This is a genomic window from Dyadobacter sp. AC419 (assembly GCF_979253085.1).
The window spans coordinates 228,507-253,168 of the sequence record NZ_CEEDCD010000029.1 but is presented as its reverse complement, the minus strand read 5'-3'; the positions used below and the strand labels follow the sequence as shown (position 1 = coordinate 253,168).

25 protein-coding genes, 1 tRNA gene and 5 pseudogenes are annotated in these 24,662 nt (G+C 44.6%); 18 read left to right on the top strand and 13 right to left on the bottom strand.

The features are described from left to right. The first annotated feature begins 51 nt into the window (after window positions 1-51). From AC0IYG_RS29240 to AC0IYG_RS29220, 5 genes are all read left to right on the top strand, one after another. Window positions 52-1,530 (top strand): T9SS type B sorting domain-containing protein, encoded by a 1,479-nt coding sequence (locus AC0IYG_RS29240; RefSeq protein WP_471714576.1) that lies wholly within the window; start codon window positions 52-54, stop codon window positions 1,528-1,530. A gap of 90 nt (window positions 1,531-1,620) precedes the next feature. Further along, window positions 1,621-2,499, top strand: coding sequence for an ACP S-malonyltransferase (gene fabD, locus AC0IYG_RS29235; RefSeq protein WP_471714575.1), 879 nt, complete (start codon window positions 1,621-1,623; stop codon window positions 2,497-2,499). 66 nt (window positions 2,500-2,565) lie between these two features. Further along, window positions 2,566-2,636, top strand: a tRNA-Gln gene (locus AC0IYG_RS29230). A gap of 236 nt (window positions 2,637-2,872) precedes the next feature. Further along, window positions 2,873-3,478 (top strand): TetR/AcrR family transcriptional regulator, encoded by a 606-nt coding sequence (locus AC0IYG_RS29225; protein WP_471714574.1) that lies wholly within the window; start codon window positions 2,873-2,875, stop codon window positions 3,476-3,478. Window positions 3,479-3,606: 128 nt separating this feature from the next. After that, the gene (locus AC0IYG_RS29220; RefSeq protein WP_471714573.1) at window positions 3,607-5,226 is read left to right on the top strand and encodes a lipopolysaccharide biosynthesis protein; all 1,620 of its coding nucleotides are present in this window, start codon (window positions 3,607-3,609) and stop codon (window positions 5,224-5,226) included. Here the strand turns inward: AC0IYG_RS29220 and AC0IYG_RS29215 are convergent. Together AC0IYG_RS29215 and AC0IYG_RS29210 are read right to left on the bottom strand one after the other, a co-directional pair. Beyond that, window positions 5,115-5,861 carry an ABC transporter ATP-binding protein gene (locus AC0IYG_RS29215; RefSeq protein WP_471714572.1) on the bottom strand — a complete coding sequence of 249 codons (747 nt, stop codon included), beginning with the start codon at window positions 5,859-5,861 and terminating at the stop codon, window positions 5,115-5,117. The two genes, AC0IYG_RS29220 and AC0IYG_RS29215, sit on opposite strands and share 112 nt — an antisense overlap. A 39-nt stretch (window positions 5,862-5,900) precedes the next feature. Beyond that, on the bottom strand, window positions 5,901-6,629 hold the full coding sequence (locus AC0IYG_RS29210) for an MlaE family ABC transporter permease (RefSeq protein WP_471714571.1): 729 nt from the start codon (window positions 6,627-6,629) through the stop codon (window positions 5,901-5,903). A gap of 62 nt (window positions 6,630-6,691) precedes the next feature. Here AC0IYG_RS29210 and AC0IYG_RS29205 point away from each other — a divergent pair, with 62 nt between their 5' ends. The 3 genes and pseudogenes from AC0IYG_RS29205 to AC0IYG_RS29195 all read left to right on the top strand — a co-directional run bounded on the left by AC0IYG_RS29205 (window position 6,692) and on the right by AC0IYG_RS29195 (window position 9,157). Further along, window positions 6,692-7,402, top strand: a complete 711-nt coding sequence (locus AC0IYG_RS29205) for an SDR family oxidoreductase (protein ID WP_471714570.1) — start codon at window positions 6,692-6,694, stop codon at window positions 7,400-7,402. 75 nt (window positions 7,403-7,477) lie between these two features. After that, a pseudogene (locus AC0IYG_RS29200) lies at window positions 7,478-8,387 on the top strand (ROK family protein). Between the two features lie 40 nt (window positions 8,388-8,427). Then, a pseudogene (locus AC0IYG_RS29195) lies at window positions 8,428-9,157 on the top strand (glycosyltransferase family 2 protein). Here the strand turns inward: AC0IYG_RS29195 and AC0IYG_RS29190 are convergent. From AC0IYG_RS29190 to AC0IYG_RS29155, 8 genes are all read right to left on the bottom strand, one after another. Next, complete coding sequence (locus AC0IYG_RS29190) at window positions 9,144-9,236, bottom strand: T9SS type A sorting domain-containing protein (RefSeq protein ID WP_471714613.1); 93 nt, start codon at window positions 9,234-9,236, stop codon at window positions 9,144-9,146. The pseudogene AC0IYG_RS29195 and the gene AC0IYG_RS29190 overlap by 14 nt on opposite strands. Continuing rightward, window positions 9,223-9,474: a hypothetical protein gene (locus AC0IYG_RS29185; RefSeq protein ID WP_471714569.1), complete on the bottom strand. Its 252-nt coding sequence runs from the start codon at window positions 9,472-9,474 to the stop codon at window positions 9,223-9,225. Before AC0IYG_RS29185 ends, AC0IYG_RS29190 begins: the two co-directional genes overlap by 14 nt. Before the next feature lie 135 nt (window positions 9,475-9,609). Beyond that, entirely contained in the window at window positions 9,610-9,738 is a 129-nt protein-coding gene (locus tag AC0IYG_RS29180; RefSeq protein ID WP_471714568.1) for a hypothetical protein, read from the bottom strand. Beyond that, complete coding sequence (locus tag AC0IYG_RS29175; RefSeq protein ID WP_471714567.1) at window positions 9,731-11,188, bottom strand: sialate O-acetylesterase; 1,458 nt, start codon at window positions 11,186-11,188, stop codon at window positions 9,731-9,733. Before AC0IYG_RS29175 ends, AC0IYG_RS29180 begins: the two co-directional genes overlap by 8 nt. 62 nt (window positions 11,189-11,250) lie before the next feature. Continuing rightward, entirely contained in the window at window positions 11,251-12,201 is a 951-nt protein-coding gene (locus AC0IYG_RS29170) for a hypothetical protein (protein ID WP_471714566.1), read from the bottom strand. Continuing rightward, window positions 12,176-12,484, bottom strand: a complete 309-nt coding sequence (locus AC0IYG_RS29165) for a hypothetical protein (protein WP_471714565.1) — start codon at window positions 12,482-12,484, stop codon at window positions 12,176-12,178. Before AC0IYG_RS29165 ends, AC0IYG_RS29170 begins: the two co-directional genes overlap by 26 nt. Window positions 12,485-12,498: 14 nt before the next feature. Continuing rightward, the gene (locus AC0IYG_RS29160; RefSeq protein WP_471714564.1) at window positions 12,499-12,948 is read right to left on the bottom strand and encodes a hypothetical protein; all 450 of its coding nucleotides are present in this window, start codon (window positions 12,946-12,948) and stop codon (window positions 12,499-12,501) included. Window positions 12,949-12,955: 7 nt separating this feature from the next. Then, a complete protein-coding gene (locus AC0IYG_RS29155; RefSeq protein ID WP_471714563.1) occupies window positions 12,956-13,516 on the bottom strand; it encodes an FAD-binding protein in 561 nt (186 codons plus the stop codon). A gap of 55 nt (window positions 13,517-13,571) precedes the next feature. On the opposite strand from AC0IYG_RS29155, the gene AC0IYG_RS29150 reads away from it, so the two are divergent. Both AC0IYG_RS29150 and gmd read left to right on the top strand, forming a co-directional pair. Continuing rightward, entirely contained in the window at window positions 13,572-14,198 is a 627-nt protein-coding gene (locus tag AC0IYG_RS29150) for an SPOR domain-containing protein (protein WP_471714562.1), read from the top strand. A 71-nt stretch (window positions 14,199-14,269) separates the two neighbouring features. Continuing rightward, a complete protein-coding gene (gene gmd, locus AC0IYG_RS29145; protein WP_471714561.1) occupies window positions 14,270-15,382 on the top strand; it encodes a GDP-mannose 4,6-dehydratase in 1,113 nt (370 codons plus the stop codon). A gap of 73 nt (window positions 15,383-15,455) precedes the next feature. Here gmd and AC0IYG_RS29140 read toward each other — a convergent pair whose 3' ends face one another. Further along, window positions 15,456-15,926, bottom strand: coding sequence for a thioredoxin family protein (locus AC0IYG_RS29140; protein ID WP_471714560.1), 471 nt, complete (start codon window positions 15,924-15,926; stop codon window positions 15,456-15,458). Between the two features lie 158 nt (window positions 15,927-16,084). On the opposite strand from AC0IYG_RS29140, the pseudogene yihA reads away from it, so the two are divergent. From yihA to AC0IYG_RS29110, 6 genes and pseudogenes are all read left to right on the top strand, one after another. Then, a pseudogene (gene yihA / locus AC0IYG_RS29135) lies at window positions 16,085-16,692 on the top strand (ribosome biogenesis GTP-binding protein YihA/YsxC). Between the two features lie 107 nt (window positions 16,693-16,799). After that, on the top strand, window positions 16,800-17,354 hold the full coding sequence (locus tag AC0IYG_RS29130; RefSeq protein ID WP_471714559.1) for a DUF5606 family protein: 555 nt from the start codon (window positions 16,800-16,802) through the stop codon (window positions 17,352-17,354). Between the two features lie 79 nt (window positions 17,355-17,433). Further along, window positions 17,434-17,985: a deoxyribose-phosphate aldolase gene (gene deoC, locus AC0IYG_RS29125; RefSeq protein ID WP_471714558.1), complete on the top strand. Its 552-nt coding sequence runs from the start codon at window positions 17,434-17,436 to the stop codon at window positions 17,983-17,985. Next, window positions 17,952-18,092: a hypothetical protein gene (locus AC0IYG_RS29120; protein WP_471714557.1), complete on the top strand. Its 141-nt coding sequence runs from the start codon at window positions 17,952-17,954 to the stop codon at window positions 18,090-18,092. The genes deoC and AC0IYG_RS29120 overlap by 34 nt, the downstream gene beginning before the upstream one ends. Further along, entirely contained in the window at window positions 18,089-19,201 is a 1,113-nt protein-coding gene (locus tag AC0IYG_RS29115) for a glycosyltransferase (protein WP_471714556.1), read from the top strand. Before AC0IYG_RS29120 ends, AC0IYG_RS29115 begins: the two co-directional genes overlap by 4 nt. Window positions 19,202-19,345: 144 nt before the next feature. Continuing rightward, window positions 19,346-20,292, top strand: a pseudogene (locus tag AC0IYG_RS29110) (3-oxoacyl-ACP synthase III family protein). 70 nt (window positions 20,293-20,362) lie between these two features. On the opposite strand, the pseudogene AC0IYG_RS29105 reads toward AC0IYG_RS29110, so the two are convergent. Further along, window positions 20,363-22,333 (bottom strand): annotated as a pseudogene (locus AC0IYG_RS29105) (M1 family metallopeptidase). A 174-nt stretch (window positions 22,334-22,507) separates the two neighbouring features. Here AC0IYG_RS29105 and meaB point away from each other — a divergent pair. Both meaB and AC0IYG_RS29095 read left to right on the top strand, forming a co-directional pair. Beyond that, window positions 22,508-23,494, top strand: a complete 987-nt coding sequence (meaB, locus tag AC0IYG_RS29100) for a methylmalonyl Co-A mutase-associated GTPase MeaB (RefSeq protein WP_471714555.1) — start codon at window positions 22,508-22,510, stop codon at window positions 23,492-23,494. Window positions 23,495-23,632: 138 nt separating this feature from the next. Further along, on the top strand, window positions 23,633-24,112 hold the full coding sequence (locus AC0IYG_RS29095) for a lipocalin-like domain-containing protein (protein WP_471714554.1): 480 nt from the start codon (window positions 23,633-23,635) through the stop codon (window positions 24,110-24,112). Between the two features lie 57 nt (window positions 24,113-24,169). Here AC0IYG_RS29095 and AC0IYG_RS29090 read toward each other — a convergent pair whose 3' ends face one another. Further along, on the bottom strand, window positions 24,170-24,601 hold the full coding sequence (locus tag AC0IYG_RS29090) for a YybH family protein (protein WP_471714553.1): 432 nt from the start codon (window positions 24,599-24,601) through the stop codon (window positions 24,170-24,172). Window positions 24,602-24,662: the final 61 nt, after the last annotated feature.

Genomic DNA, 24,662 nt, shown 5'->3' with positions numbered 1-24,662 from the left:
GTTATCAGGAAATCGGAAGTGTGCCTGTGAACCAAACCACTTATCTGGACAATGATAATGGTGCAGGGCTTGCGTGCCGGCATTTCTTATAGTTACAGGATTGTTGTTGAATTCCCCCGCCCCGGAACCAATGTTAACGAGCCGGGAAGTTTGATCGGTGGTGGTGAAAGTGTTGCATCTGATGAATTTTGCCTGAATCTGCCCATGCTCGCACCGGTTATTACCAATGTTACTGTTGATTCAACCAGCGAAACAAGAGGCGTTATCACCGTAAAATGGACAAAGCCTGCTGCTTCCTCCGGCACTGCCTGCTCAATATCGCCTTTTCCGCGCCGTGGGGACAGATATGGAACGGCTTTCACGCAGATTGCCAGCATTAATACTAACCTTACACCTAGTGCCCCGGATACGATCTTTGTAGACCGCGGCCTGAACACATTGGCCAATGCATACAATTACAAACTGGAATATTATGCAACCCAGGGCGGCACATTGGTCAAAATGGAAGACATTAAGACGGCCAGCTCGGTAAGGCTTGAACAAGGCGCTGCTGAACCAAACCGCATCCGCCTGAACTGGTCGGCGCTTGTGCCCTGGGATAATGGCAACCGCACGCACAGGATCTATCGTGAAGACAAAACAAGGCCGGGCACATTCAACCGGATTGCAGATGTAACCGTGCAAGGCCCTCAGACATTCAGTTATGTGGATGATGGCTCTGATAAATATGCAGCTGATGGCACCGTCAACACAACCATTATCAGCGATTCCACTTATTGCTATAAAGTAGAAACCGAAGGTTCTTACAATAACAGTCAGATCAAGCCCTCGCTGCTATATAACTTCTCTCAGATCCTTTGTGTTTCGTCCTCGGATACAACCAAGCCTTGTCCGCCTGTTTTGGCCATTGATGTGCTTAACTGTGATTCGTTGCAAGCGCACCCGGAGGCTTTTTGCAGTCCGAGCGGTCTTACCAATAATTTATCATGGACTTATCCGCAATCCGTGGATGGGAAAGACTGTGATCCTAATGTATCTGCTTACCGCATTTACTATGCCCGTTATGAAGGAGAAACGCCTACTTTGATAGCAACGGTTACCACGCCTCCATCGCCGCTGGCCACCACATTTGCACACGAAGGCCTTACTTCTTTTGCAGGTTGTTATTATGTAACGGCTGTGAACCGGTTTGGGGCCGAAAGTGCGCCTAGCAACATTGTTTGCAAAGACAATTGCCCGATGTATGTGCTGCCTAACGTGTTTACGCCAAATGGTGATGCTAAAAACGATGTTTTCGAACCCTATGAATGCCCAGCATTTGTGCAGTCGCTTGAATTCAAAGCATTCAACAGATGGGGCGCGCAGGTTTATAAAACCAATGACGTTAACATCAACTGGAACGGTAAAACCAATGGCGGAAAAGACCTGGCAGCAGGACAATATTATTACGAAGTGACCATTTACTTCGAGTCTTCAAAAAGAGAAAGCACGCCTACTACATTGAAAGGCTGGGTGCAGATCATCAGGTAACGTCGCCTTTTTTCTTTCACATTGAAGTATTTTCTTTGTAGCCCGATCAGCAGATCGGGCTTTTTTTATTCGCAAACGAAAACGATCATCATGAAAAGTGCATACATTTTTCCAGGACAGGGATCCCAGTTCAAAGGAATGGGACTCGACTTATATCAATCTTCCGACTCGGCTAAGGCACTGTTCGACCAGGCAAACAGTGTGCTTGGCTTTGATATAACCAAAATCATGTTCGAAGGCACGGACGAGGAATTGAAGCAAACGAATGTAACCCAGCCGGCGATTTTCATTCATTCGGTGATTCTGGCGAAGATCAGCACCGATTTCTGTCCTAATATGGTTGCAGGCCACTCACTGGGTGAATTTTCAGCATTGGTTGCAGCTGGCACCTTGTCATTTGAAGATGGCTTGAAACTGGTTGCAAAACGCGCAGATGCCATGCAAAAAGCGTGTGAGATCCGTCCTTCAACCATGGCTGCGATCCTTGGACTTGCGGATAACATCATTGAAGAGATTTGTGCGGGCATAACGGACGAAATCGTTGTTCCGGCGAATTATAACTGTCCCGGACAAGTGGTGATATCGGGCACCATTGAAGGAGTGGAGAAAGCTTGCGAGCTTTTGAAGGCCGCAGGCGCAAAAAGAGCATTGATATTGCCGGTTGGAGGCGCGTTTCACTCGCCTTTGATGGAGCCTGCACGGGAAGAATTGGCAACAGCCATACATGAAGCCCAGTTTGAGCCGCCTATCTGCGCGATTTATCAAAATGTAAATGCAAAACCGGCAACCGAAGTGAATGTCATTAAAGAGAACCTGATTTCACAGCTCACCGCACCCGTAAAATGGACGCAATCCATTGAGCAGATGGTCGCTGACGGTGCAGAAAGCTTCATTGAATGTGGCCCTGGAAAGGTGTTGCAGGGGTTGGTAAAGAAGATCGCAGGTAATGTGGAAATAAAAAGTATCTAATTTTTTTCTCAAAAAATTTGACATCTTGAAATAGCCGCATTACTTTTGCACCACTGTTTACGGTTTTGGCCGATGGTGTAATGGTAACACAGGACATTTTGGTTGTCTTATTCAGGGTTCGAGTCCTTGTCGGCCAACAGTAACTTAAAGAGCTCATCAAAAGTGAGCTTTTTTTTTATGCCTTCCTTTTTAAGAATCGATACAAATTAGTCGATGAATTGGCCGATTTTATCTCTTAATTGGCCATTTTTATCGATAAACACCCCCCAAAGCAACTTATTTTCGGAATTGGTGACATGAGGCATTTGTAGCCTGAAATATTTCCATTTGAAATACTAAATTTACTATGATTTAACCTAAAAATGGCACCCATATGAAAGTTGACAAGATTAAAAAGCGCGACCGAGAGCGGACAAAAAGTAAGATTTTGAAGGCTGTCGGTGAAGTAATCGAACAGCATGGAACAGAGAAAGTTGGAGTAAACCTGATTGCACGCACCGCTGGCGTTAACAAAGTCCTCATTTACCGCTATTTTGAAAGTGTCGACGGACTGATGGAACAATACGTGAGGTCGGGCGAATACACTTCCACAACCGGCAGCGACTACATTGACAACATTCCTGCACTTGCCCCGGACGAAAGAAGCAAAGCGCTTACCAGCCTCATGCACACATTTATGAACGATCTGCGCGAACGAAAAGCAACAAGGGACCTGTTACGGTGGGAAATCGGCACGGGAAAGTCCATGCTTTCTGATGCGCGAAATCAGGTTGCAACGCGCATTCTGGATAAGATCGGCGACCTTCCCAATTACAGTGACACGAGTGCATTGGTTTCGTTTCTCTCCGCAGGCATCTATTTCATGACCATTTCCACTGATTACCGCGAAAAAATGATTGATGTTGACCTTCATTCCGACGAAGGATGGCAACGTATCGAAAGAGTCATTGAACGCATCATTACGGACATCCGCAATTAACCCGCTAAAAAGTCATTGAGCATTTTGCTCTTCCAGGGAGTGTACTTTATATCGTTTGATATAGATTGTACACTCCTTGTTCTATATTTGCGGTCACCTGTAAATACATGCCGCAGGCTAGCTAATCAATGAGCGTTTTAAAAAAACTGGCCAGTGACACCGCAATTTATGGCATCAGCACGATGCTGGGGCGGTTTTTGAATTATCTGCTGGTTGCCCTACACACCAAACTTTTTGAACCTGAACAAATTGCCGCCCAAGGCCAGCTTTATGCTTATGCGGGACTTGCTATGGTGCTTTATACATTCGGGATGGAAACTGCGTTTTTCCGTTTTGCAAGACAAGAAACGGACCGAAAAGCTTATTATGACCTTATTCTGAGTGCGGTGATCCTGATCAGCGTATTTTTTTCAGGGCTGCTTTTCATTTTCGCCGGTCCTGCGGCTGAGTTTATCAAATATCCGGAAAGCGTAGCGCTTGTGCGCATGTTTGCCATTATCATGGCCATCGACGGCATTGTGTCCATTCCTTTTGCAAGACTGCGGCTCGAAGGCAAGGGCAAGAAGTTTGTGATCCTGCGGGTTGCTAACATTGGCATCAACATCTTCCTGAACCTGTTTTTCCTCATCGTATGCCGGGATATTTATGCCGGCAAATACTTGCAATTCCTGCAACCGGCCATCGACGCGATTTATGATCCCGGACGTGCTCCGGATTACATTGTAATGGCTAACCTTATTGCCAACCTGCTGTTTTTCTGGATGTTAAGGAAGGAATTTGCAGATTTCAGGTTCGTATTCAACAAAACACTTTTCCGGCCAGTCTGGATTTACGCTTATCCGATCATGATTATGAATGCGGGCGGCGTGCTTAATATGCTGTTTGACAGAGCATTTATTCAATTCTTATTACCGGAAAACTTTTATCCGGGACGCACTTCCAAGCAGGCGATTGGGATTTATGTGCAATGCTATAAGCTGTCGATTTTCATGAACCTGGCGATCCAGTCGTTCAAATATGCGGCTGAGCCGTTTTTCTTTTCAAGAGGGGAAGACAAGAATGCGCCCCCTGTTTTTGCCAAAGTGACAAAATACTTTATCATCATTTGCGTGCTGATGTGGGTGGGGATTTGCCTTAACCTGGATTTACTGGCGGAGCTGTTTTTGAAACAAAAGATCTATCACGAAGGGCTTCCCGTTGTGCCTTGGCTGCTGGCTGGATATCTGTTTCTGGGGGTTTATTACAACTTGGCAACATGGTTTAAGCTTACAGACAAGACAGAATATGGAACCTGGCTGACATTACTCGGTGCTGCAATCACGATCGGGACCAGCTTTATGCTCGTGCCGGTGATCGGTTATCTTGGCTTTGCGATCGCATTTGCGGCGTCCTCATTCATCATGGTCGCGCTGTGTTATTATTTCGGGCAAAAATATTATCCGGTGCCTTATGATGTGGTTTCTGCAATCGGCTACATTGGCGTGGGCGGACTTCTTGATCACGGCTTCCACATTCGTGAAAATCCCGAATCTTTACATTGCCGTTCCCGTGCACATGCTTGTGCTTGCGCTATTTGCTTTGGCCGTCTTCCTGATCGAACGGAAAAACCTGCCATTTTTCAAGAAGCGATAATAGATTACCGCTCCATTTCGCGGAGCAGCTTATTGGAAAAGAGAAATTCTTTAAGCTCAGGCACATCCGTTTTGATAATATCCGAATTAACCCCTTCCCAAAGTTTATTTCCCTGATAAAGGAACATAATGTTCTGTCCGATCTCCATCACGGAATTCATATCGTGCGTGATGATAATGGTCGTAATCTGATATTCTTCGGTGATCTCTTTGATCAGCTCATCAATTTTCACAGAAGTGAGCGGGTCCAAACCTGAGTTTGGTTCGTCGCAAAAAAGATACATCGGGTTCATAACAATCGCCCTGGCGATTCCAACGCGCTTCTTCATCCCGCCGCTGATTTCAGAAGGCATGCGTTTGGCAGCAGCTTCAAGCCCTACACGCTGCAAACAAAATGCAACACGATCGCGCTTTTCATCATGGCTTTGCTCAGTAAGCATATCCAGCGGAAAGCGAACATTCTCTTCGACTGTTTTAGAATCGAAAAGTGCACCACCCTGGAAAAGAACGCCCATTTCGCGGCGGATGGATTGCTGGGTTTCTTTGTCACAATTGTAAAAATCGCGACCATTATAAAGCACATGGCCCTGATCCGGCCTTACCAAGCCGATCATGCATTTGAGCAAAACGCTTTTTCCCGTCCCGCTGCCGCCGATAATAAGATTGGTTTCTCCTTTTTGAAATGTTGCAGTAATGCCTTTTAAAACCTCCTTACCATTAAATGCTTTGGCTATATTATTTACTTCAATCATTTGCTGATTTCGTTATGCGATCCATGGCTATAAAAGGCTTTACAATAAAAGCTGTGCAAGCAGATAATCTGCCACTAAAATGGAAATGCAGCTATTTGTCACCGCTTCTGTGCTCGACCTACCCACTTCCAACGCACCGCCTTCTGTAAAAAATCCCTTAAATGAAGATATTGTTGCGATCAAAAACCCAAAAACGAATGGTTTGATACACATGAAAAAAATGTTGTAAGGCACAAATGAATCCCGGATCCCGTACAAAAAATCCCGTTCGGTAATTACACCCGTTAACGTTCCGGCCAGATAACCGCCTAAAATCCCGAGAAATGCAGAAAAAATAACGAGCATTGGAAATGTCAGCATGGCAGCGATGACCTTTGGCAAAACCAGATAAGACGATGAATTGATGCCCATCACTTCCAGGGCGTCGATTTGCTCGGTAATGCGCATGGTGCCAAGTTCGCTGGCAATGTTGGAGCCTACTTTTCCGGCGAGAACAATGCACGTGATCGTGGGTGCGAGTTCGAGGATTTCCATATCCCGCACGATCAGTGCAACAGTTGAGATCGGGATGATCGGGCTGACGAGGTTATAGGCCGTTTGAATGCAGGAAACGGCGCCTATGAATGTAGAAACGATGGCAACAATAAATATTGAACTCACCCCGATCCCCACACATTCTTCCATTAAACGCCTCCAATAGACGGACAACTTTTCACCCTTTCCGAATAATGTTCCTAAAAAAATGAAGTATTTCCCGATTACAGACATAATATCTTAATTGTATTCAATATTTTCGGGAAAATTAGGCAAAAAAAGAAGTAATCAGAAAAATGAATCCATTAGTGGTTGTTACCGGCGGGACGAAAGGGATTGGGAAAGCGTGCATTGAGCGGTTCCTCGGTGAAGGTTTTGATGTAATCACTTGTGCCAGAAATACACAGGACCTCGAAGCGCTTGGAAATGAAATGAGTAACCGGTTTACGGAAACAGCATTGCATTACATGGCGGCCGACCTTTCTGAAAAAGAAGAGCTTGCAGCATTCATTGATTTTATTAATTCAAAAAAGCAGGTTGTAGCAGTCCTAATCAACAATACAGGCGTATTCATTCCGGGACAAATCCATAATGAAGCGGAAGGGACTTTGGAAAAAACGATTGAGACAAACCTTTACAGTGCTTATCACCTGACCCGCGCCATTGTGCCAGGCATGATGGAACAGAAAAAAGGCCATATTTTTACAATGTGCTCCACAGCCAGCATTATAGCTTATCCCAACGGCGGTTCTTATTGCATTTCGAAGTTTGCACTTTACGGGATGACGAAGGTTTTGCGGGAGGAATTGAAGCCGCATCAGGTAAAAGTAACCGCGGTGCTTCCCGGAGCAACGTTTACAGATAGCTGGAAGGGGACGGATTTGCCGGAAGACCGGTTCATGGATGCCAAAGACATTGCAGATACGATCTGGGCGGCATACGCGCTTTCACCGCGTGCCGTGATGGAGGAAATACTAATCCGCCCGCAATTGGGAGATTTAGATTGATTAGTGAACAATAGCGCAATTTTACTAAATTGCCGCATTTTTAAAATTATTTATTAAACCCATATTTCATTTTCAATGGAACAATACCTCGGTATAGACGTGGGCGGTACCAACGTAAAAATGGGGATCGTTGACGCTACGGATGGAAGAATTTCAAACTTTTATAGTCACGATACCGCCAGCTGGCGCAGTTCAGGACATTTTATAGACCGCTTGGGCGATGCAATTGCTTTGCAGCTGGTAGAATATCCCGAGGTTAAAAGAGTCGGAATTGGTGTTCCGGGCCTTACCACCCGCGACAGAACAACATTGATCGAGATTACTGCAATCCCTGAAATTGATGGAATAGCGATTGTTCCTGATCTGAAAAAGAGATTTCCCACCCATGATTTCTATCTTGAAAACGATGCGAATGCAGCTGCATTGGGTGAGTATTATTTTGGCGAAGACAAACTTCCGGAAGATTACATATTCGTGACTTTGGGCACCGGCATTGGCGGCGCGGCGATTATTGACAAGAAAGTCTTTAAAGGCGGCGGCGGAAATGCAATGGAGCCAGGCCATGTTCCTTCGAAAAACGGTAAAGTTTTGGAAAGAAATATTGGTAAAAAAGAATTGCTGGACCTTGCCATTTCAATGCGCGCAAATTACACGGGCCAGACTCAGCTTCCATCCGACGGGACAATTTCCACCACCGGACTTGTAGCTGCTGCTGCGGGCGGCGATGAGCTTGCAAAGCAGGTTTTCAATGAAATGGGCTATTTGCTTGGCGAAGGGCTTGTTTCCATGATCCGTATTCTTGACATTACGACTATCTTGATCGGCGGCGGCATTTCAGCTTCATTTGAATACATTTTGCCTGCGATTAACGAGCGCTTCGCGTATTGGTTGACACCATATTATTTAAAAACAATCACAATCAAAAGAGCGACATTAGCGAACGACGCGGGTACTGCTTGGCGCAGCTTCTCTGTGTTTTGATTGATCGTAATCCAATATAAACAGTCACGATTTTACCTTTTTGAATGAAATTATCAGTTATTGTCCCTGCCTACAACGAAGAGAAAACAATCTGGCGAGTACTGGAAAAACTTAAATCCGTCGAGCTGATTGGTAATTTTCAAAAAGAGATTGTGATAGTAAATGATTGCTCTGCTGATAATACAGAGGCAGTTGCAAAACGGTTTATTGAGGAAAATCCGACTATGGAAGTCAGCTATTTTCGCCATGAGTACAATCAGGGCAAAGGCGCTGCGCTTCATACGGGGATCCGGCGTGCAACAGGCGATTACATTATCGTCCAGGATGCCGATCTTGAATATGATCCTCAGGAATTTAATATATTGTTGAAGCCTGTTTTAGACGGGTATGCCGATGTGGTTTACGGTTCCAGATTTATGGGCGGGAAACCACATCGCATTCTTTTTTTCTGGCACAGCGTATCGGCAACAAGCTCCTTACTTTCCTGAGCAACATGTGCACCAATCTGAACCTTACAGATATGGAAACATGCTATAAATTGTTCAGAGCCGATTATCTGAAAGACATGAAGCTCGTTGAGAAACGTTTCGGCTTCGAGCCGAGGTTACTGCAAAAATCTCCAAAATCTCCAAAATACGGATCTACGAGGTAGGCGTTTCCTATTACGGCCGCACCTATGAAGAGGGCAAGAAAATCAACTGGAAAGACGGATTTCGCGCTCTTTATTGCATCGTTCGTTACTCGGACTCGGCAGTTAAATTTATCGCTTCATAAATTTCTGCGTGCTCACATGCCCGTTATGCTGCTCAATGTTGAGCAGATACAACCCCGACGGCCATTTAGAAATATCCATTTCCCAGTCTTTTACCGATTTGATAGGTGCCTGGATGAAATTCCGGCCATGCGCTATTGACCACCTTGACTTTTCCCGACGTCAAATCCTTGAACTCAACTTTCAGAACATTGTCGACAGGATTGGAATAAATGTTCCAAAGCAATTCCCTGTTATGAGGTTCAACAGCCAGAATCGGCGTCAGATCCACGCGGACTGTTGCATATCGCGATTCGGAAACATTGCTGAATGCCTGCATGCGATAAGTGTAAGTTGCATTCAGTTCAAAATCCTGATCTTCAAATATAAGAGCGTTTTAGAGTCAAATCGTTTTAGGATTTCATATGGCGCATTGTCTGCGGTTTTTCTTTCGAGGACATATTCAGTTACGCCTTCAATCGCTTTCCAGGATAAAATTACTGAATCTGAATGTGCGGTTAGCAGCCAGCTCAATGTCTGCAAGCGCATCGCCAATGGCCACATTATCGAATGAAAATGCTGCTAAGCCTCTTTTATTACGCAAAAACGGGCCGGTCAGAGATGCCAATATTGAAAGAATATGGCACAATCAGCGGAAGGTTTTCAGGATAAAATGAGGGCAGATAACGAAGCTTTGTCGCCGTCCCAGCCTCTTTCAAGGTTAATGTAACCCGATTTCCTTCTGCTTTCGCAGCCGAGAATGCAGCTTTACTTTCATCACCATTCAGATAGAAAAAATTCTTTAAACTAAGCACAAGCGGCTTGCCATCCTGCCCGGCCACTGTTGAATCAGCCGGCCATTTCAATGATTGTCCTTCGTCAAAAACCAATGTGATTTCCTTTTTTTCGGGAGAACTGTAAAACGCGCGCTTAATGTCCGGACTGCGCACATTATCCGAATCCTTCGAATTGTAAATCGTTGGTCTGAAAAAGCGGTAAATCCTTCTGCCAAATTCTTCGTAACCAAAGCGCTCATAATGCACGCCATCGTAGCCAGGCGTTCCTATTGCCGAAAAATGGTCTGTTTTTGGGTAAATGTATTTTGTTCTTCTGAGGAAATCCCGTATTCCACCGCTTACCCGATTCGGCTCGTCCCCACGAAGAATGATCACATTCGTCTGAACAACCAGGAATTGATCGACTTCGGGATAATCTTGCTTCCAGAAATTATATAACTGGTCGAATTGTGTCTCATAATTGCTGATATTCTCGAACACTTCCTGCTCGCCATGCATCCAGATAAATGCCCGGATACGCGATGGTCTGGCTGCTCGGACCCGTTTCAGGAGTGAGCCATACAATGTGAAACTGGTAGGATCGCCTGCGTCCCGGACCAGAAATTCGCTTATTTTCTTCCCTGGCAATGACCCGTTTATCACACACGTCGGAATGCTGTCGTTTTCAAGAATAGACTTTTGTAATTCCAGTCCCCACGCGCCCACGTAAGTCCACGACCACGCAGCCGGCGTCCATAATGTATCGCCCGGAAGCAAGGACGGGTCGCCGTCGGGTGTGCGTGCAATGGTGCGGCAATATTTGTTAGACCACGGCCCGAAAATCGTTGCAGCAGCATTGGATTGTCCGCTGATCACGTAAAAATCTCCCGCAACGACTTCATCACGTTTTACGATCAGCGTCGAATCCTTTTCATGGCAGGCATAGACTTCGAAAGAATAATCTGCCATTTCGGCCTTGATTGCAGACTTCATGCTAAAATTGGCTGCCGTTTTCCCTCCGTAATTTAAAGTAGATTTTTGGTAATCAGTCCGCACATTGTTTCGCAGCGTAACGAGTGACATATGGTCCCAACCAGCGAGCTCGATGACGCCGGAAACTGGAACTTCGGCCATATTGCTGTCGTTTCGGGCATACACTTGCATGTCCTTAGGCAACTTGTCAAAAACGACGGAGAAAAAGCGTTGGGCAAAAACACTGCTTACCGAGCAGCACAGCATGAATGTTAGCAGGAAAAATCTTTGGTGTGTAAAATTCATTTCATCTAATAAACAATCGTTTTCAAAATCAAATTTGGCTAAAAACTGAATATGAATATATCCTAATATTTTACATTCAGCGCGGTGGACTTGCTTTCTGAATGTGAAGCAGACAATCCCCAATGCGCATCGTACATCGCCAGGAACCACAAAGCCATGATCATCGGCAGCGAATATTTATCCCACGACAATTGCGCCTTGCCCAGCAGCAGAATGTTGAGCAGCAACACCCAGGCAGAAAGCGTGAAATTTGGCGTTACAAATCTTACCAATGTCACCAGCATGAGCAGTCCGAAAATAATCTGTTTGAGCAATCCGCTAATCCCGACTGTCATCAGCGCCTGATCAAGATAGCCCAAATATGGCCACGTAAAATAGGGGTTATAAGCTTGTTTGGCAGGAAAAACAGCGATAATGCCAACAACGATGACCAAAAATGCGATGAAAAGCTTCGGGTTCTTTTTGGGATAATCAATAAAATGACTGAACCTGCGGGTCACAATCAACTCCGGAAGAATGTAGTAAACAGCAACAACCGCTGAGGCATACATTAAATAGCCAAAATTATACTGAACCAGCTTATCTGAATCATAATGCTGCTGGGCCATAACGGGTGCCGGCGCCGGACCATGCCACAAAAGCACCCACGGAACAATCGACAACACGGCAAGTAAATAGTAAATCCAGGTTTTGTCAGCGAAAATAGATTTGAAAATTGAGCCGGGTTGTTTACTCCATTTTAAATGTTTGAAAACTTCAAATGTAGCAATAGCAGCGGGAAAAGCGAGCATATATTGCCTGCAAGCGACTGCGGCGACCAGTAATATTAAGCCCCAAATGTGCGCATTTCGCAGATAAGCAATGATGCCTGCCAGAACAAAAAACATGGCAAAAATGTCCGTATAGTAATAAACGCTGCACAAATAATAGTTGGGAAATATCAGCAGACCGCCCAGGCAGAGATAAAAACGCTTTGTCTTTTCCGGACTAAACCACACGAAAAGAATAAGCAACGAAAAAGCTCGTAAAGAAAGTCAGTAACCGCAAATGCTGAATGTCTTCTCCGAAAATGCGCAAAACCCAACCGCCCAGAATGAAAGGAATGGGTGTGTTAAGCTCATTATAGCTGGTCAGCAGATCGATTGAAGGGACTGGCTCAGTGCTGAAAAGCACGGCTGTGGGTAAATAATGGTGTTCATCCTGATACAAGCCCATGTGAAACCGGTCTTTGATCAGAAAAATGGCAATGAATAAAAGTGCAAGGAAAAGCGATGTGTATAATTTTCTGCCTGGCATAATAGGGTGTTTACTTATATAAAATTGACTTCTGCATGAAGATGAATTCCAAATTTAGCGGCGACTGAACTTTGTACTTTTTCTGATAAAAGCCTGATGTCCTCTCCCCTTCCACCGCCATAATTAACGAGCACCAAAGCCTGCTTTTCGTGCACACCAATGGCGCCTTCGCGATAACCTTTCCAGCCTGCCTGCTCAATCAGCCAGCCAGCCGGCACTTTCACCGTTTTGTCATTTACGGGATATCCGGGCAGGTTTGGAAAGTCACTTTTAAGCGATGCATATTGTTCAGCCGGAATTTCAGGGTTTTTGAAAAAACTGCCCGCATTACCGATCTGTGCAGGATCCGGCAGCTTGCTTCTTCGAATCTGAATAATCGCATCACTGACATCCTTAATGGTAGGAATTGCAACATTCATTTCAGCCAAAGTCTTCTGCACATCGCCATAACCGACATTCAGCACAGGTTTTTTACTTAATTTGAATGTTACTCCGGTGACAATGTATTTTGCCTTTCAATGCTTTTTTAAAAACACTTTCGCGGTAACCGAACTCACATTCAGCATTAGAAAAGACTTTCAACTCTGCATCCGCCATGCGCACGGCTTCCACAGATTCCACCACATCTTTTATTTCAACGCCATAAGCGCCAATATTCTGCATGGGCGCGGCTCCTATTGTGCCGGGAATGAGCGACAAGTTTTCCACGCCGCCGTATCCATTTGTTACACAATATATTACAAACTGGTGCCAATTTTCACCAGCGCCAACGTTTAACAAAACCTGCTTTTCGTCTTCTTGAATTATACTAATTCCTTTGAGCGCCGGATGAATGACAAGTGCGTCAATGTTCCTGGTAAAAAGCACGTTACTCCCGCCGCCAAGTATAAATTTAGGCGTCTGTTCCCACGTCGGATCGCGTAAAATTTCCGTTAATTCCGCAATGGATGTGACCTTGGCAAAAAATGAAGCGACTGAGTCGAGCCCGAAAGTATTGAGGTGGCGAAGAGAAAAATTGGTTTGGATTTGCATTGTGCCGATAAATAAATCCGGGTAAAGTTAGCTATAACATTCAAAATAGCGCGTTATGGTGATTCATCCATTTTTCATTAAGTTTGCAGGCTCAGGTTTAAAGGTTAAGGATATGATGCTGAAAAAGAATTTTTTATGGGCTTTGCATCTCTTCATAATCATCCTTTCAGGTTGTAGCAAAAAATCCGTTGTCAGCTCGTCAAGTGCTGAGTATAAAGAAGATTTGTCGTCCGTGCGCCCGCGTTTTGAATATGTTGAACCGGCTGCCGAGAAACGGAACGAGCCGACGAGCACCCCGAAAAGCACTCCGGCCCCCAAAACGAATGTAGACAAGCCTTTGTATGTCAATAAAAGACTCGAAACAGTGCTTGACACGCTTGCAAAGCACAATAAATCGATTCGCTACATTAATGGTTTCCGGATCCAAATTTATGTGGGCAATGTAAGACAGGAGGCTGACGATGCAAAAAGCTACATTTACCAGTCTTTCCCCGATCTCAATCCATACGTTTCATACACGCAACCGACTTACCGCGTCAAAGTAGGAGATTTTATGTATCGCAGCGATGCCGAGCAATATCTTGAACTGATCCGCGAACAATATTCATCCGCAGTGATCCTCGCTGACCGGGTTGACATTAAACGAAGTCTGATGGTAAGCCCTACGGCTGAAAGCAACTGACATTGAGCGCTTTATTTGTATTCACTTTTTAAAACGGATAGCATTATCCACGTATACATACTAATAACAGGATGAAAATAGCCTTAATTACCGGCATAACCGGACAGGACGGAGCATATTTGGCCGAACTTCTTCTGAGCAAAGGATACGAGGTTCACGGCATCAAGCGCCGCAGCTCGTTGTTCAACACGCAGCGCATTGACCATATTTATGAAGATCCGCACGAGAAAAATGTCCGGTTCAAGCTTCATTATGGTGACCTGAGCGATTCGACGAACATCATTCGCATCATTCAGGAAGTGCAGCCTGACGAAATATATAACCTGGGTGCCATGTCGCACGTGCAGGTGAGCTTTGAAGAGCCAGAATACACGGCTAATGTCGACGGAATAGGCACATTGCGTATCCTGGAAGCTGTTCGCCTTTTGGGTTTGACCAAAAAAACCAAAATTTATCAGGCTTCTACGTCTGAACTTTACGGCTTGGTTCAGCAGGTTCCGCAATCGGAAACGACTCCTTTTTATCCACGTTCGCCTTATGCGGTTGCCAAACTTTATGGCTACTGGATCACAGTCAATTACCGCGAAGCATATGATATGTTTGCTGTGAACGGGATCCTCTTCAACCACGAATCTCCATTAAGAGGTGAAACTTTCGTAACCCGCAAGATTACCCGTGCAGTTGCAAGGATTGCATTGGGATTGCAGGACAAAGTTTATCTTGGAAACCTAGACGCACAACGCGACTGGGGACATGCCAAGGATTTTGTAGAGGCGATGTGGCTGATCCTTCAGCAGGAAGTTGCAGAAGATTTCGTGATTGCAACCGGCATTACAACACGCATCCGTGATTTCGTGAAAATGGCTTTTGCAGAAGTGGGCATTGAAGTTGAATTCACAGGCGAAGGCGTTGATGAAATTGCCAAAGTTGTAAGATGTGACAATCCAGACTTCCAGGTTGAGATCGGAAGAGAAGTTGTCGCTGTTGATCCAAGATATTTCCGTCCGACGGAAGTGGAGTTGCTGATCGGAGACCCAACGAAATCAATGACAAAATTGGGCTGGAAACCTAAATACGACTTAAAAGCGCTCGTGAATGATATGGTTCAGGCTGACGTGTTGCTGTTCAAGAAAGACAGACTTCTGGAAAGCAGCGGACACCGTGTTCCAAATTACTACGAATAAGATCTGCATTGAGATATAAAGCAAAAGCCCCGAAGGAAATCCTCCGGGGCTTTTGCTTTCATTATAATGTTGCTCAGATCGCGCTTGGCGCTGGCTTTTTAACTGATTTTGCAAGTTCAAGCAGTTTTTCAGGTGTCTGATAACCGATTACTTGCTTTACGACTTTGCCTTTTTGATCAATAAAAAATAATGTTGGATATGCTTCCAATGGATATTTATTGGCCAGCGTCAAACCTTCGCCGCTTTCCATGTCATATTTCACATTGATAAAATTCTTGCTAAAAACTGCCGCCACGTCGTCGCGTGTGAAAACGTTCTTCTGCATCATTTTGCAGGGCCCGCACCAAGTGGTGTAAGCGTCGAAAAATATGATCTTGTTCTCAGCTTTCGCCTTTTTCAGGATTTCAGCCCATTTGGCTTCCGTAAACTGGATGCCTTTTTCTTTCGTTTTCGTTTCTTTTTTATCTCCCTTTTCTGCAAACGCAACCGCGAATGTCAAGGTGAGAATCGCAATAAGGAAAGACAGTTTTTTAAGACTTTTCATCTTTTTGATTTAGTTAAGATTTTAATGTTCCTTAAACGAAAATACCCTATTGTTTTATTTTATCCAATTGCATTGTCTAATGATTCCCGCAGACAGGCTTTTGAGGTTAGATCAAAAAAGAAGAAGTAACTTCGCAGTAATATTAACGTCAAAAACGCATGAAAGTTCAGGAAGCCAAATATGTAATGAGCAATTCGGATTATCAGAAATGTCCGGATCCGATTTTGCCGGAATATGCTTTCATTGGGCGCTCCAACGTGGGAAAGTCTTCGCTGATCAATATGTTGACTGAAAAGAAATCGCTCGCGAAAACTTCACAGCAACCGGGTAAAACACAGCTGATTAACCATTATTTTATTAATGAATCGTGGTATCTGGTCGATTTGCCGGGTTACGGTTATGCAAAGGTGAGCAAGGTGGAGCGGGAAAAATGGGAAAAATGATCGGTGATTATCTGCACAACCGCGAGAACCTCATATGCACATTTGTACTGATTGATGTGCGGCATAGCGCATTGGCCGTCGACCTCGAATTTATGGCCGGACTGGGAGAAGCAGGCATTCCGTTTCAGATTATTTTTACCAAAGCCGATAAACTAAAACCAAGTCAGGTGGCAAACCAGGTGGAGGCTTACAAGCAAAAACTGAGTGAATCGTGGGAAGAAGTGCCGGAAATGTATGTGACCTCCGCTGAAAAAAACGAAGGCCGCGAGGCGATCCTGAAAGCAATAGAAACTTATAATCAGTCGTTTGAAACTACAAAGTAAGCCGGAGGGTTGTTTAACGCTCAATCTTTCCGTTATTTTGCGCAAAATTTCGTTGGTCGTCGCATACAACATAATCATTATTAAGATATAACTAGTAGTAAGAAAGGATGAGTGAAAAAGTAGAGTCAACAGGAATGGATTTGTTGAAAGAAATAGCAAATGTTTCAGGAAAAGGCGGCTTGTTCCGCATTCTTAAGCCTAGCCGTGCAGGTGTCATCGTAGAAAGTCTGGATGAAAAGCGCGAAAAAACGTTGATCGGACCAACTGCACGTGTTTCAGTTTTGAAAGACGTTTCTATTTTTACGGACGGTGAAGAAGAATCAGCTCCTTTGGCGGACGTGTTCCTTAAAATTCGTGAAGAGCATGGCGAAGAAGTTACTTTGCAGCCTAAAAGCGCTTCTGACAAAGAGCTTATCGAGTTCCTGAACAAGATCCTTCCTGATTTTGACAGATCAAAAGTTTACGTTTCCGACATCAAGAAGATCATTACTTGGTATAACCTGTTGTCAAAATATACGCCTGAACTGTTTGAAGCATCAGCAGAAACAGCGGAAGAAACAACCGAAACAGCAGCTGCAACAGAAGCGGAAACAGTAACCGAAGAAACGGCAACTGAGCCTGCGGCAGAAGCGCCTGCAACCGAAGCCAAAAGCAAGAAATAATCAGAAATTATAGATGAATGTACTAAACCCTGTCGCCCAGACGGGGTTTTTACTTTTTTATATCCATTCGTAAAGCACTATGAGTGACATTTCCTCCTACATTGACCACACGCTGCTAACTCCAACAGCAAGTGAAACGGACATTCGAAAAATTTGTGAAGAAGCATGGATACACCAGTTCAAGGCCGTTTGCGTTGCTCCTTCCTATGTTCCCTATGTGGTTGAAATGATGGAGTTTTGTCCGATTAAGATTGAGATTGCAACGGTTATCGGATTTCCGTTTGGCTATTCCACAACTGCCACAAAACTTTTTGAAGCCAAGAATGCATTGCAGGATGGCGCTACGGAACTGGACGTGGTGATGAACATTTCCCGCTTTAAGTCGATGGCTTATCTCAGTGTGCGCGAGGAATTGAAGCAACTTGCCGACCTGGCGCACGAAAGCAGCGCAATCCTGAAAGTGATCATTGAAACGGCGTATATGGACTCATTTGACCTTTATACGGCTTGTGAAATATGTGCAGAATCCGGTGCGGATTTTGTCAGACATCAACAGGTTTTGCGTCAGCCGGTGCAGATCCCGAAATTGTCAGGAAAATGCGGTCTATTTTGCCTGTTAATGTTAAAATAAAGGCTTCTGGCGGGATTAATACGCGCGAACAAGCACTTGAAATGATCGAAGCGGGCGCTGCGCGAATAGGCACATCTTCGGGCGTCAACATTGTCGGCGCGGCATGAGGCGACACGTTTTGCTTGTCAGCACAGTTCATCCGGCAACCGATCCGAGGATCGGTTACAAAATCGCACCGTCGCTTGCCGGAGATTATGAGGTTTTTTGCGCCTTGCCAAATGCTGCTGCAAACGGTCAGGTGAACATGATCGCTCTCCCTGAATTTCAAACCCTGCTTTTCAGATTGCTCATTTCCCATCCCATACTTTTATGGAAATGCCTGCGTCTGAAGCCGGACCTGATCCACATTTTCGTTCCGGAGCTGATTCCGGTTGCATTTGTGTTTAAATGGCTCGGCGCAATCGTGATTTATGAAGTGCAGGAAAATCTTTACAAGAAGTTCAGCATCAAAAATTATAACAATGCGAGAGCCTATCAAGCTCTTTTCCGCTATTTTGATCATTGCGCCAGAATACAGTTCGCCTGTATTTTCACCGAAGATGCCTATTTGACAGCATATCAGCATTTGGCATTTCCCTCAGCCGTCGTGCACAATTATGCATCGCTTTCTTTTATAGACACTTATTATGCAAAAAGTGAAGTTGGCAATGCCAGTCCGGAGTTTATTTACAGCGGCGTCATTTCATTGGAACGATCTTTTGACACGCTTGTCCGTGCTTTGGTTAAACTGAAAAGCATTTATCCTGATTTTAAAATGCACTTGTTCGGTTCTGTCCGGATTGATGAGGATGAGTTGAAACGGTTAGCCAACTATGAAGCAATTGCTGAAAACCTCCATTTTTACGGTTATACAGATCAAAGAAAAATCTTGAAATATGCGTCTCGTTCAGTTGCAGGCATTGCGCTTTTGAAACCCGTCGCCGATTATCCGGATTCATACACGACCAAGCTGTTCGAATACATGGCCCTGCGCTTGCCTGTGATCACTTCTGATTTTCCTTTGTATCAAAAAGTCGTTGAACAATCGCAATGTGGTTTTTGTATATCACCATATGACGCCGATTCACTGTTTGAAAAAATGAAATGGCTGATTGAGAATCCTGCAAGCCGGGTAAAAATGGGTGATAACGGAAGAAATTCGGTTGAAAAAAGCTATAACTGGGCGAAGGAAGAGGTTATACTTTTGACGTTTTACCGAACTTTACAAAACAAATAATGAAATATAAGCAGAGAATGCTTTTTAATATAATTTTATAAACTTATTATTGAATTGTTCAAATATTAAGTACTACGATTTCTACGAAATATTTAACTTTCGGAATTAAAAAGAATCGTAGCTTGCGAAGTCAACTTCTCAATCATGTATATTAATACAGTTAGTCATTATTTACCAAGCGAAGTTATTGGTAATGAATATTTTACAAATATTAACAATCTGTCCCATGAGTGGATTGTAGAACGCACTGGAATTTCAGAAAGACGTAAGGCTTCTCCCGGAGAAAATACTTCAACAATGGCAATGAAAGCAGTTGAGGCCTTACTTGAAAACATCCCATATAGCAAAAATGAAATTGACCTGATTATCGGAGCAACTTATACGCCCTATGATACAATCGTTACATTAGCGCACGCAGTTCAGCACCAACTTCAAATTCCTGACATTCCGGATTGTCAGCATTTCGTCAGCTTGCTCATCATTATTGAATGCAATCGAAATCGTTGAAGGATATTTTGCATTGGGCAAAGCATCGGAAGGCTGTCGTGGTGGTTTCCGATCACAATACGGCCTATTATAATGAAATGGACACGGTTTCAGGACATTTGTGGGGTGATGGCGCTTCGGCATTATTGATTTCGAAAGAGCGCCAGACCGATTCGGACATGGAGATCAAGAAATTGATCACGGGCGGTGCGGCAACAAGCGGAAAAGCAATCGAAGCCGTTGTGTTGCGGCCAAATGACCGGGGCGTTGTTATGCCTTACGGCCGCGATGTATTCCAGAACGCGTGCCAATATATGCCAAAGGTCAGCCAGCAGGTTTTACAGGCTTGCGGATTAACCATCGACGATCTGGATTATTTGATTCCGCATCAAGCCAATCACAGGATTAGTTTGAATGTCATTAATACGCTGGGTATATCAGCCGACAAGCTCATTTCCAACATTCAGTATCTGGGAAATACAGGTTGCGCGGGTTGTGCCATTGCATTATCTGAAAATAAAGACAAGTTTAAGAAAGGCGACAACATTGTGATCACCGTTTTTGGTGGCGGTTACTCGTACGGCGCGATGCTTATCACAGTTTGATCTTCGGTTTTTTATCATAAAAAAGCCCCGCAGTTTACGCTGCGGGGCTTTTGCTTGTTATAATCGTTCCTTAATTAACTTCCGGTTCAGCAAACATTGCTGGTTTCCAAACGTTGTTTTCAGGGTTAATGTCCGGCAAACTGTGCTCAGGATCAATTGTCACCGAGCGGATCGGCTGCTGAGTAGCGGCTTTGAAAGTCCAGCTTCCGCCGCGCTGCCAGATTTCAACCGGCAATTCAACACGCGTTTTTTTGCCACTCACTTCTTCAATGTCAATTTTGGCTGGCATTGCCCACTGATCCAGATTTTCAATGGTGATAAATGAGCCTTTTTGCGGGTTTTGTTCAACGTAAGTTACGTCCTTAACGCCTTGATCCAGCTTGTAATTTTCAAAAAACCATCCTTTCCAGAACCAGCCCAAATCTTCACCCGATGCATCTTCCATCGTCCGGAAGAAATCATAAGGAGTCGGAATGTTTGAATGCCCAGCGCTGCACATATAAATGGAATGCATAATCAAAAAACGCTCTTTGCCCAAAACCTGCTCACGAAGCATTTTCAGACCAAGCGCGGGCTTATAATAAGCTTCCCAGCCCAGATTTACAGCTTGCACCACATCCGGAATCGTCATGATCGGATCTGCTTTTGGACAAGGAAAATAATTGGCGCCAGACGTTGCAAATCATTCATTTGTGCGCTTTTATACTCTCCATTGTTAAAGTTATCCGCAGAAAGGAAGTTGATAAATGTATTAAAACCTTCGTCCATCCAGGCATATTTACGCTCATTGCTTCCCACGATCATCGGGAACCAGTTGCTGACCAAATTCGTGGTCTGTAACGCCCCAAAGGTCATCTTTGCGGCTTTCGCTGCTGCAAAAAACGATGCCAGGATATTCCATTCCACCTACGATTCCGCCCACATTGGTTGCAACTGGGTAAGTGTATTCATGAATATAACCTGAATAAAAACTCGATGCAGCCCTTCACATACTCAGTCGAACGGCCCCAGCCGTCCAATCCGCCGTCTTCAGCCGGGTAAACCGACTGCGCCAATGCAGTTTTTCCTTTTGGCAGATTCATCCGCGCTGCATCCCAGACAAATGCCTTGGAAGGTTGCCCATGCGATATCACGCGCTTGCAAGCAGCGAAAACGCCATGTCAGCGTACCCGATTGTTTTGGTCTTGTGGACGGGTTAGTCACTTCTTCGGCGCTGCGAATCACAACCGTCTGATCACTTTTTGCTGCATCAGCCAGCCTTTTGCGTTGCTCAGCCGTAAGCACTTCATTTGGGTTAAGCAATTCACCAGATCCTACAACAATATGGTCCCACGGCACAGTAACATTGTATTCAAAGATCCTGCCATATTCCAGGTAAAACTCGCCTGCGCCAAGGTAAGGCAATAAATTCCAGCCTTCAATGTCGTCAAACACTGCCACGCGCGGATACCACTGCGCCATTTCGTATACAATGCCGTTTTTGGTTTCCAATGTTCCCATTCGGTCAGAGCCATATTCAGGCATTTTGAAAGAATAAGCGATCTTAATTTTGATCAGGTCGCCGTTTGCCTTCACCGGGTTCGCCAGTCGGATCTGCATGCGCGTATCTGTGATCTTGTAAGTTGATTCTACAAAACCACCTTTACCCTGCTGAACAGTCACTGTGCGGATGGAATCGCCGCCGTTGAAACCTGTATTTCCAAATCGGCCGCCGGTTACAGGCGTTGTTCTTCCTCCGCGGGAATGATCGCTAAAAGCATTCTGGTCAAGTTGAAGCCAGATAAATTCAAGATTTTCGGGGCTGTTGTTCTTGTAAGTGATCTCAACATCTCCGCTCACCGTTCCTTTTTCCTCTTCCAACGCGACATTGATCTTATAATCGGCTTTATTTTGCCAATATTTTCGGCCCGGGAGCACCTCCTCCGGTGCGATACTCGTTTCCAGGCTGGAAATTAAAAAGTGGGTGAAAAAGCACGTGTGAATCATACTTCACTTTGTCCTGCTCCTGTGCATGAACATTAAAAAATCCAATGCTTGCCATGAATAACAAGCTCAGACGAAATACTGAAATTTTCATTCTTATGATAATATATTGAAATTATGTGATTGTAAACGAGCAATATACAGCTTTTCGCCTTTTTTAAGATAAAAAGTTTAATTTTTGCCAACTGAAATCTGCTACAAACTATTACCGGTTTTACTACAAAAACAGACTATGCGTCAACGCCTTTCGATTGCAGATTACACGGCTGGCATCCTCGCCGGAGACCGCGTTATGCTCAGCCGCGCCATCACTGTAACGGAAAGCAAGCTGCCCGGAGACAAGGAAATTGCGGCGGCGATTCTTAAAAACATATTGCCAAAAACAGGAAATTCACTGCGGATCGGCATCACCGGTGTCCCGGGCGTTGGCAAAAGCACTTTTATCGAATCATTCGGAACACATTTGACTTCCATTGGCAAAAGCGTTGCCGTTCTCGCGGTTGATCCGAGCAGCCAGCGTTCCGGCGGAAGCATATTAGGCGATAAAACGCGCATGGAAAAGCTGGCCCACAATCCGCTGGCGTACATTCGGCCTTCTGCGACGGGTTTGTTTCTCGGTGGCATTGCGCGCAGCACGAGAGAAATCATGCTGCTTTGCGAAGCGGCGGGTTTTGAAATTATTTTGATAGAAACAGTCGGCGTAGGACAATCAGAAACGCTTGTCAAAAGCATTACAGACTTTTTCCTGTTGCTCATGCTGGCGGGAGCAGGCGATGAATTGCAGGGCATTAAGAAAGGAATCATGGAAATGGCCGACGCCCTCGCGATCAATAAAGCGGACGGAGACAATGTTGCGGCGGTTAATCACGCAATGTCTGCTTATCAGAATGCATTGCATTTGTTCCCAAAATCAGCGTCGGGCTTTCTTACGAAAGTGCTTCCTTGCTCGGCGTTGACGGATAATGGCATGGATTCAATCTGGGCACTCATTCAAGAATATGAGCAAGTGACGCGTGCCAATGGTTTTTTTGATCAAAACAGACAAAAACAAAACGTCAACTGGATGCACGATCAGATCAGGCAAGCGCTTGAAGATCAGTTTTATGGCGATGCAAAAGTGAAAAGTAAGTTGCAGGAGCTGGAAGATCTGGTTAAGCAAGGAAAAGAGCTTCCCGGGTCAGCAGCGGAGGATTTGCTGCGAGTTTTTTTGACCAAATGAACCGTTAAGGCTTGATTTTCAGCTTCAAGTGGTAATTCGTCACGTTAACACATAAAAATTTCCTGAAAAAACATTTTTCCAGTAAGTTTGGACGTTAGACTTAACGATATACGAAACTAAACAACGATTCGGTCAGCTATGAAAATTTCTGCAGCATTAAGCAAATTTACCCTCTTGACTTTCACGATCATGGCTGTCATCGTAACGGCTTGTAAGGATGATGACGAGAATCCGGCTCCACAAGTGGACGACAACCCGATCGTTGGAACCTGGCAACTGACTTCGGTTTCAGCTGAAACTCCCGGAACACTGCCACAACTAGTCCAATTACCAACATTAGCACCTTGTTATCTTGATCTGAAACTTACTTTCAAATCAGATAATACATTGACCACTGCCGACTGCCCTGTTGCTGTTCTTGCAATTAGTACGATTGCTCCAGTAGGAGATGGTTCAACATGGAAAGTGACAGGAGATGTGTTAAACCTTAAAAGCGGCACAACGGCGAAGGATTTCAAATTCACACAAACACCAACGGAGCTTACTGTGATTGCTAATACCGAATTGGATGCAACAAAACCTGCGGTAAACGCGCTGTTGAAGTTTAAGAGATTGTAAAAACGATTTTCGAAATAGATTTGCAGCCCTGGCTTTGAGCCCGGGCTGTTTTTTTTATCAGCTGGTGTGATCGCAAACAACAACCCATTTGCCATTGATCTTTTTCCAAAGCAATGTGTAATGTCCTTCCAGGTCCCCTTTTTCAGGTCGGGTAAGGTGAAATTCACCAACTAAAAACGCCACATCTTTGCCGGGAAATGTAAGGTTCAGATAAGTGAATTTCAATGTTCCCATTGTTGCCCGATCCGGATAACGTTTGAGATAACCTTCGTGCGTGGCCTTGTAACCATATGTTATGCCCGACTTGCCGACAAACATCAGCGAATCCGACTCCCAGTAACCATTCATGAAGGAATCAATATCGCCCCGGTTCCAGTCAGACATCTGGCGATCCATGGTCGCGATAATCGTTTCTTTATCTTTTGCAGATTGTGCTTTTGTACCAAGCGAAATCATGACCAGTATGATTGCAAAGAGCCGGTTTCTCATATTTTTTGTGGATTTTTGTAAATTGTTTTCCTGCTATTAAATATACTCCAAAGAAATTTGG

Bases quoted from the DNA above. Each gene is read 5' to 3' on its own strand.
- AC0IYG_RS29240 (WP_471714576.1), top strand. From the start codon at position 52: ATGATAATGGTGCAGGGCTTGCGTGCCGGCATTTCTTATAGTTACAGG.
- fabD (WP_471714575.1), top strand. From the start codon at position 1,621: ATGAAAAGTGCATACATTTTTCCAGGACAGGGATCCCAGTTCAAAGGA.
- AC0IYG_RS29225 (WP_471714574.1), top strand. From the start codon at position 2,873: ATGAAAGTTGACAAGATTAAAAAGCGCGACCGAGAGCGGACAAAAAGT.
- AC0IYG_RS29220 (WP_471714573.1), top strand. From the start codon at position 3,607: ATGAGCGTTTTAAAAAAACTGGCCAGTGACACCGCAATTTATGGCATC.
- AC0IYG_RS29215 (WP_471714572.1), bottom strand. From the start codon at position 5,861: ATGATTGAAGTAAATAATATAGCCAAAGCATTTAATGGTAAGGAGGTT.
- AC0IYG_RS29210 (WP_471714571.1), bottom strand. From the start codon at position 6,629: ATGTCTGTAATCGGGAAATACTTCATTTTTTTAGGAACATTATTCGGA.
- AC0IYG_RS29205 (WP_471714570.1), top strand. From the start codon at position 6,692: ATGAATCCATTAGTGGTTGTTACCGGCGGGACGAAAGGGATTGGGAAA.
- AC0IYG_RS29190 (WP_471714613.1), bottom strand. From the start codon at position 9,236: ATGGATATTTCTAAATGGCCGTCGGGGTTGTATCTGCTCAACATTGAG.
- AC0IYG_RS29185 (WP_471714569.1), bottom strand. From the start codon at position 9,474: ATGCAGGCATTCAGCAATGTTTCCGAATCGCGATATGCAACAGTCCGC.
- AC0IYG_RS29175 (WP_471714567.1), bottom strand. From the start codon at position 11,188: ATGAATTTTACACACCAAAGATTTTTCCTGCTAACATTCATGCTGTGC.
- AC0IYG_RS29165 (WP_471714565.1), bottom strand. From the start codon at position 12,484: ATGCCAGGCAGAAAATTATACACATCGCTTTTCCTTGCACTTTTATTC.
- AC0IYG_RS29155 (WP_471714563.1), bottom strand. From the start codon at position 13,516: ATGCAAATCCAAACCAATTTTTCTCTTCGCCACCTCAATACTTTCGGG.
- AC0IYG_RS29150 (WP_471714562.1), top strand. From the start codon at position 13,572: ATGGTGATTCATCCATTTTTCATTAAGTTTGCAGGCTCAGGTTTAAAG.
- gmd (WP_471714561.1), top strand. From the start codon at position 14,270: ATGAAAATAGCCTTAATTACCGGCATAACCGGACAGGACGGAGCATAT.
- AC0IYG_RS29140 (WP_471714560.1), bottom strand. From the start codon at position 15,926: ATGAAAAGTCTTAAAAAACTGTCTTTCCTTATTGCGATTCTCACCTTG.
- AC0IYG_RS29130 (WP_471714559.1), top strand. From the start codon at position 16,800: ATGAGTGAAAAAGTAGAGTCAACAGGAATGGATTTGTTGAAAGAAATA.
- deoC (WP_471714558.1), top strand. From the start codon at position 17,434: ATGAGTGACATTTCCTCCTACATTGACCACACGCTGCTAACTCCAACA.
- AC0IYG_RS29120 (WP_471714557.1), top strand. From the start codon at position 17,952: ATGCGGTCTATTTTGCCTGTTAATGTTAAAATAAAGGCTTCTGGCGGG.
- AC0IYG_RS29115 (WP_471714556.1), top strand. From the start codon at position 18,089: ATGAGGCGACACGTTTTGCTTGTCAGCACAGTTCATCCGGCAACCGAT.
- meaB (WP_471714555.1), top strand. From the start codon at position 22,508: ATGCGTCAACGCCTTTCGATTGCAGATTACACGGCTGGCATCCTCGCC.
- AC0IYG_RS29095 (WP_471714554.1), top strand. From the start codon at position 23,633: ATGAAAATTTCTGCAGCATTAAGCAAATTTACCCTCTTGACTTTCACG.
- AC0IYG_RS29090 (WP_471714553.1), bottom strand. From the start codon at position 24,601: ATGAGAAACCGGCTCTTTGCAATCATACTGGTCATGATTTCGCTTGGT.